The sequence below is a fragment of the Bradyrhizobium sp. P2_E8 genome (genome assembly GCF_056403875.1).
On sequence record NZ_JBFUES010000362.1, the window covers coordinates 1 to 6,832 of the forward strand.

6 protein-coding genes are annotated in these 6,832 nt (G+C 66.4%); 2 read left to right on the forward strand and 4 right to left on the reverse strand.

Annotation, left to right across the window (positions count from 1 at the left end):
- Positions 1-1,996, forward strand: a 1,996-nt coding sequence (flhA, locus tag AC1D00_RS20365; protein ID WP_477011899.1) for a flagellar biosynthesis protein FlhA, incomplete at its 5' end; no start/stop codon positions are given.
- A 294-nt stretch (positions 1,997-2,290) separates the two neighbouring features.
- Positions 2,291-2,491, forward strand: coding sequence for a hypothetical protein (locus tag AC1D00_RS20370; protein WP_011084994.1), 201 nt, complete (start codon positions 2,291-2,293; stop codon positions 2,489-2,491).
- Between the two features lie 372 nt (positions 2,492-2,863).
- Here AC1D00_RS20370 and AC1D00_RS20375 read toward each other — a convergent pair whose 3' ends face one another.
- The 4 genes from AC1D00_RS20375 to AC1D00_RS20390 all read right to left on the reverse strand — a co-directional run.
- Positions 2,864-4,093 carry an NAD(P)/FAD-dependent oxidoreductase gene (locus AC1D00_RS20375; protein ID WP_477011900.1) on the reverse strand — a complete coding sequence of 410 codons (1,230 nt, stop codon included), beginning with the start codon at positions 4,091-4,093 and terminating at the stop codon, positions 2,864-2,866.
- A 115-nt stretch (positions 4,094-4,208) separates the two neighbouring features.
- The gene (locus tag AC1D00_RS20380) at positions 4,209-5,168 is read right to left on the reverse strand and encodes a helix-turn-helix transcriptional regulator (RefSeq protein WP_477011901.1); all 960 of its coding nucleotides are present in this window, start codon (positions 5,166-5,168) and stop codon (positions 4,209-4,211) included.
- Between the two features lie 299 nt (positions 5,169-5,467).
- Positions 5,468-6,532, reverse strand: a complete 1,065-nt coding sequence (locus tag AC1D00_RS20385; protein ID WP_477011902.1) for an anti-sigma factor — start codon at positions 6,530-6,532, stop codon at positions 5,468-5,470.
- Positions 6,533-6,569: 37 nt separating this feature from the next.
- The coding region (locus AC1D00_RS20390; RefSeq protein ID WP_477011903.1) for a sigma factor-like helix-turn-helix DNA-binding protein at positions 6,570-6,832 on the reverse strand (263 nt) is incomplete at its 5' end.

A 6,832-nucleotide genomic window follows, 5' to 3' on the forward strand; every position in this document is an offset into this window, starting at 1 on the left:
GCCCGCGATCGTGCTGGACCTGTTCCTGGCGATCTCGATCACGCTCTCGATCCTGATCCTGATGACGTCGCTGTTCATCCAGGCGCCGCTGGAATTCTCCGCCTTCCCGACCATCCTGCTGATCTCGACCATGCTGCGGCTGTCGCTCAACATGGCCTCGACCCGACTGATCCTGTCGCACGGGCACGAGGGCACGGATGCCGCCGGTCACGTCATCGAAGCCTTCGGCAGCTTCGTGATGGGCGGCAATTTCGTCATCGGCATCATCGTTTTCGCCATCCTGATCATCGTCAACTTCGTCGTCATCACCAAGGGTTCGGGCCGCATCGCCGAAGTCGCCGCGCGCTTCCACCTCGACGCCATGCCGGGCAAGCAGATGGCGATCGACGCCGATCTCTCCGCCGGCCTGATCGACGAGAAGGTCGCCAAGGAGCGCCGCAAGGCGCTGGAGGACGAGAGCGGCTTCTTCGGCGCCATGGACGGTGCCTCGAAATTCGTCCGCGGCGATGCCATCGCCGGCCTTCTGATCGTCTTCATCAACGTCGTCGGCGGCATGATCATCGGCGTGGCGCAGCAGGGCCTGTCCTTTGCCGACGCCGGGCGCAGCTACACGCTGCTGACGGTCGGTGACGGCCTCGTCACCCAGGTGCCGGCGCTGATCGTCTCGACCGCGGCCGGCCTGCTCGTCTCCAAGGCCGGCGTCTCCGGCGCCGCCGACAAGGCGCTGATGAAGCAGTTCTCCGGCTATCCGCAGGCGCTGGCGATGTCCTCGGCCGTCATGCTGGTGCTGGCGGCGCTGCCGGGCATTCCGACCATTCCCTTCCTCGCGCTCGGCGCCGGCGCCGGCGCGCTGGCCTGGACCGCGCGCAACCGCAACCGCGCCACCGCCAAGGCTGACGAAGCTGCCAAGGCCGCGCCCGCTGCCGGTACGCCCGGTGCGCCGGGCACGGCTGCGACCGAAGAGCCGATCTCGGCGGCGCTGAAGATCGACGACCTCAAGATCGAGCTCGGCTATGCGCTGCTGCCGCTCGTCAACGGCCCCGACGGCACCGACCGCCTCACCGAGCAGATCAAGGCGCTGCGCCGCTCGCTCGCGATCGAGATGGGCTTTGTGATGCCGGCGGTGCGCATCCTCGACAACGTCCAGCTCGAAGCCAACACCTACATCATCAAGATCAAGGAGGTCGACGCCGGCACCGGCAAGATCTGGCCGAACCAGTTCATGGTCATGGACCCCGGCGGCAGCCAGGTTCAGGTGCCCGGCATCCACACCACCGAGCCGACCTTCGGCCTGCCCGCGACCTGGGTCGATGCCAGTCTCAAGGAAGAGGCTTCGCTCAAGGGCTACACCGTGGTCGACGCCGCGACCGTGCTCTCGACCCACCTCACCGAGCTGCTCAAGGCCAACATGTCGGACCTGCTCTCCTATGGCGAGGTGCAGAAGCTGCTCAAGGAGCTGCCGAAGGAGCAGAGCGAGCTGGTCAAGGACATCGTCCCCGGACAGGTCACGGTCTCCGGCATCCAGCGCGTGCTGCAGCTGCTGCTCGCCGAGCGCATCTCGATCCGCGATCTCTCCACCATCCTCGAGGGCATCGCCGACTCGCTCGCCTTCTCGCGCAATCCCGCCACCATGGTCGAGCACGTCCGTGCCCGCCTGGCGCGGCAGATCTGCGCACAGAACACCTCCTACAACGGCTATCTGCCGCTGATCGCGCTGTCGGCGCGCTGGGAGCAGGCCTTCGCCGAATCCATCATCGGCCAGGGCGAGGAGCGCAGCCTCGCGATGCAGCCCTCGAAGCTGTCGGAATTCATGACCGCCGTTCGCGAGGCGTTCGAGCGCGCCGCGCGCGAAGGCGAGGCGCCGGTGCTGGTCACGTCTGCGGCAATTCGTCCCTTCGTCCGCTCTCTCGTCGAGCGGTTCCGGGCCCAGACGACGGTGCTGTCGCAGGCTGAAATCCACCCCAGGGCGAGGCTGAAAACGGTCGGAAGCATCTGATTTGCCTTAAGAAGCCGTGTGTTTTTCGGCCACAGGCAAATGGTTTTTGAGTTCCTGGCGCCTTGTCGACCAAATGCGGACAAGACGCCTCACAGGCACGTTACGACTTTGAAATAATTATAGAATTACACGATCGAAGGACGCCTTTGATCGCGATCCTTCACGTCCTTTCACGCTCTTGTGACCGCCCCTTGGGAACGAATCCCCCCAATACTAGGTTGTTGGGCACCGGAAGCATGAACCTGCCCGAACAGGGTAGCGACTACTTCGGGTAGATGGCGGCAGGAGCCTTCCATGAACCACTCGATTTACAGCGCAGATCGCTCGACCCACCTGAAGATCGTGGTCGTAGCCCTCGTCGCAGGGATCGCGGTGGCAGGCTTCGGCATCACGGCACGCACGGGTTCGGATGAAGGTCTGACCCAGACGGCTCGCGTCATCAAGGCCGGCAAGCCGGTTGTTATCACCAGCTCGAACGCATCCCTCGTTCGCTAAGGAGATCTGACGAGTTTTATGAATTCACGCGGCTCTTTACCAGCCCCCCAAAGGCCACGTGGATATGTAGACGACCCCAACCCCAAGTCGACTACAGAAAGCGCCCGCCCCCCACGGGCGCTTTCTCATGTCTGGGGTGGTGTTGCGGGAATGAATTCGGCGCGGATGTAGCCAGCACTGCCGCTCCAAACACAACTGTCATTCCCCGCGAATACGGGGAATCCAGTACGCCGCGGCTCCTCCGTATCATCTCATCGCCTCTGGAATACTCGATCGTCCGCCCCAGTGCGCAATCGCGCACAAGGCGGACGATGACACCGAAATTGGCGTGAGCGATCGCGAGACAACGATCGAAGCCGAGCACTCCTACTCCTAACGCGTCCTATCCACCCCATACGTCGGCGGCGGCGCCTGCACGGTCGGCGCGGCCGCAGCGAACAGCTCCTCCTTGCTTCCGCTGAGCGGCGGATAGATGCGCTTGCGGTTGATGGTCTGCTTCGTCGCCTTCGCGGCCGCGCCGGTGGCGCGGACCTCGCGATCCCACCCCTCCGTATAGAGCGCGCCCCAGCTGCCGAGATCGAGCACGGTGACGTACCAGTCGATCCGCAGCGGCAGCATCGGCAGGCGCAGGAGATCGGCCACGACATTGTGGCCGGCGAAGCGGCCCATGGGGCGGGCGAACTGGCAGGACATCACGGTCGGATGCAGTCCGTCGACCACGCTGGAGGCGACGTCGCCGGCCGCGAACACGCCACGCAGATCAGCAACCCGCATGAACGGATCGACCAGAAGGCGCCCGAGGCGATCGCGCGCGCCCGGAAAGCTCGTGGCCAGCCGGCTCGCGCGTAGCCCAGCGCACCAGATCACCGTCTGGGCCGCGATGAATTCGCCCGAGCTCAGGTGCACGCCGGCCGCCTCGACCGATACGACACGCGCGCCAAGGCGCGTCTCGATGTCGAGCGACGACAACGCCGTCTCGATGACGGGACGCGCATGCGCGCCGATGGTGGCGCCGACCGTCGGATTGGGATCAACCAGGATGATGCGGCGGCTGCCGGTGATCCCGGCACGCGCCAGCCGGTCCGGCATCTCGGCCGCGACCTCGATGCCGGTAAAGCCGGCGCCGACCACAACGACCGTCGAACGCCCCGGCGACGGCACGCTGCGCCCGAGCGAGACGAGATGATCCTCTAAGCGCAGGGCCGCAATGTAGGTGTCGACGTCGAAGGCGTGGTCGGCAAGGCCCGGAATGTCGGGACGCATCACCTCGCTGCCGAGCGCGAGCACCAGCCGGTCGTAGCCCAAGATCTCCTCGCCGTCGCTCGTGACCAGCGAGATCTCGTGCCGTGCCGGATCGATGGCTTCGACCTCGCCGATGCCGTGAGTGACGCCGATCGGATCGAGCAATTGCCCAAGCGGAAGCGCGACCTCGCTGAGGTCGAGCTCGTAGTTGCGTACCCGGATGTTGTGGTAGGGATTGCGGTCGACGATGCGGATCTCGATGTCGCGGCCGGCAGCGCCGACCTCGTCGCGCTTGCGTGCAGCACCGATGGCCGCCCACAGGCCTGCAAACCCGGCGCCGAGCACGACGATACGCGCCATGTCCGCCTACTGTACTTTCCAACGGAATCCTGCGGCCTGCCCGCGCAGGCAGGTATAGCTCAATAACCCCTGCCGACCAACTGTGCGGGCGCGCGCCGCTGCACAAAATCCCGGCTCACGCCTCGCGCAGTTCCGACGGCGTTGCACCAAAGCRCTTGCGGAAGGCGCGGTTGAAATAGGACAGGTCCGAGAAGCCCGAGGAATGCGCGATGTCGCTGATCTTGCGCGCCCTCGCGCGGGGATCGCCGAGCAGCTTGCGCGCCAGCAACAGGCGCTGCTCCAGCACGAATTCGGTGAAGGTCGTGCCGGCCTGCTCGAACAGGCGCTGCGCCTGGCGCGGGCTCAGGCCCGAGCGCGTCGCAACTTCCGACAGGCAGAGATCGTTGCGGCCGAGTGCGGCCATCACGTCGGCGCGCATGAGTTCGAGACGGGCCGCCGCCTGCCCGCGGCCGCGCGCGAGGCTTGCGTGCTCGGCATCGGTCCCGAGCAGGAGGCCGACGAGATCGACCATGTGCTGCGCGGACAGACGCTGGCCGACGGCGTCGAGATGCGGGCCGTGATTGGCGGCGAGCGCATGGTAGCGGAAGATGGTTTCGGCGACCGCACCGTCGCAGAGCACTCGCGACAGCTTCTCCTCGGCGCGCGGATTGATGTCGAGCAGAGCTCGGCGCGGCATGCGGATGGTGGTGAAGCGATCTTCGTCGGTGTGGCCGACGGTGCCGGTGACGCCCATGTCGACGAGCACCATCTGCGCCGGCGCGAGCTCGACGGTGTGGCCGTTCTGCCCGACGCGGACGAGGCCCGCATGTGCCGCGATCAGGACGAGATCGTCGCTGCCGTCGGCAAGGTGGCTCTGGTTACGTGAATATTGCGCGGAAGCGCCTTCGGGAATAGCCAGCGCGATGTTGTCGACCACGCTGATCTGGAGCCGGCAATCGATGCTGTCGCCATGGCTCGGCCCGATGTCGAGACCGCAGGCCCCGAAGGCCCGATCGCGCCAATGTTCGAAGGCCGCGCCTTGCGGCAGGCCCGCATACTGGTGAACGAAGATGCCCGGCGTTTTCGCTGCATCCATTTGATTTCTCGCCCCTCTCCGGCACCATGATTGGCGGCGCCGACTGCAAATTCCGGGCATTTGACGCCGCCAATTGCGGAGAGGTTCAAATCGGGGCTGGATTTGGCCGGGGTTGTCGGAATGCGACGGCGGGATGGACCGGGGCGACAAAGTTACACGCCTCGCGCCAAACCCGTCCCGGTCATACCCCGCGCAGGCGGGGTATCCAGTACGCCGCGGCTCATCAGTTCATCACCGCCGTCACGGAGTACTGAATCGCCCGCCTTCGCGGGAGATGACGGCTGGCGCTCGGGCGCAGACTACTTCTTCGCGGGCGCTTGCGGCTGGGACGGCGGCACGGTCTCGATCAGCTTGCCGGTAAAGACCGGCGCCGAGGTCGGCTGGCCGCTGGGCGAGCCGCCGGCCTGCTCGACGGTGACGGCGTAGGTCGCGCCGTTGACGACGTCGGCATCGTAGGAGGCGAGCAGCGGACGCGCGGTGAAGTCGCCGCCGCTGATCACGCCGAGCGAGCGCGGGCGCGGCAGCTTGTCGGAGATCAGCCAGAGCTCGAAGCTCTTGCCGGGCTCCGGCGTCGCGCCGACCTTGCGCACGGTGAAATTCCGCGTCGCACCGTCGATGGTGAGGATGAAGGCCGGGCCGCCGGCCGGGCCCTGCAACAGCGCGACATATTGCGAAGACGCCGCGAGCGGCGCCGGTGTCTTCACCTCGACCGTCTGGATGCGCGGTGCAGGGCGCAAGCCGCCCGGCAGCGCATCGGGCAGGAAGATCTGAAGCGACAGCGTCACCAGCAGCGCCGCCGCAAGCGCGCCGACGGCGGATGCGATCGAGCGCCAGCGCTTCACGCGGCGCTCGAGCCGGATCACATTGGTGTTGTCCACGACCGGCGCCGGCGGCGCGCGCGCGACGTCGGGATCGGGCGCATGGACCTGCGGCATGAAGATCGGCGCGACGTCGGGAAGCGCATCGGACGGCGGTCGCGCGGCTTCGGGCTGCGCGGCTTCGGAAAGCTGCGGCTCCGGTTGCTCAGTGCGGTCCGATGACGTTTCCGGCGTGACAGGGTCGAACGAGGACGTCTCCGGTACAGGTGGTGGTGGCGGCGGCGAGGCTTCGGACAGCGCGGGCGGCTCCTGCGCAAAGCCCGTCCGCGCGAGCTCGGACCTGATGTTCTCCCACACGATCGGACGCGGCTCGATCGTGCCGACCATCTGGTTGAGGACGCCGAGCCGGTAGCCCCAGGCCTGCACGACATCGGCGAACGCCTTGTCCACCGCCATCATGATCTCGACCTGCGCGCGCTCGTCGGCGTCGAGGGTGCCGAGCGCATATTCCGCGGCGAGCGCGATATGGTCCTCCGTGTTGGCCATCACTTGCAGTCCAGAACCACCCTCACAGTATAAACTCTCATAATCCGAGGCACTCGCGGATATCCAACATGCTGCGCCGCAGCCACGTCTTCACCGTGTTGACGGGCGCGGCGAATTTCTCCGCCAATTGCTCGCGGCTCCAGCCGTTGTAGTAGGCGAGAAGCACGAGCCTCTGACGGTCCGGCTCGAGCCGGCCGATACATTCCAGGAGCCGCTTCAGCTCCTCGGTCATCTCCCGGCGCGCCAGCGGATCGGGACTGTCGGCTGCAACCTCCATCGCCTGAGGCTCTTCCTCGATGG

Excerpts from the sequence above, each read along its gene's own strand:
- AC1D00_RS20370 (WP_011084994.1), top strand. The coding sequence starts at position 2,291 with ATGAACCACTCGATTTACAGCGCAGATCGCTCGACCCACCTGAAGATC.
- AC1D00_RS20375 (WP_477011900.1), bottom strand. The coding sequence starts at position 4,093 with ATGGCGCGTATCGTCGTGCTCGGCGCCGGGTTTGCAGGCCTGTGGGCG.
- AC1D00_RS20385 (WP_477011902.1), bottom strand. The coding sequence starts at position 6,532 with ATGGCCAACACGGAGGACCATATCGCGCTCGCCGCGGAATATGCGCTC.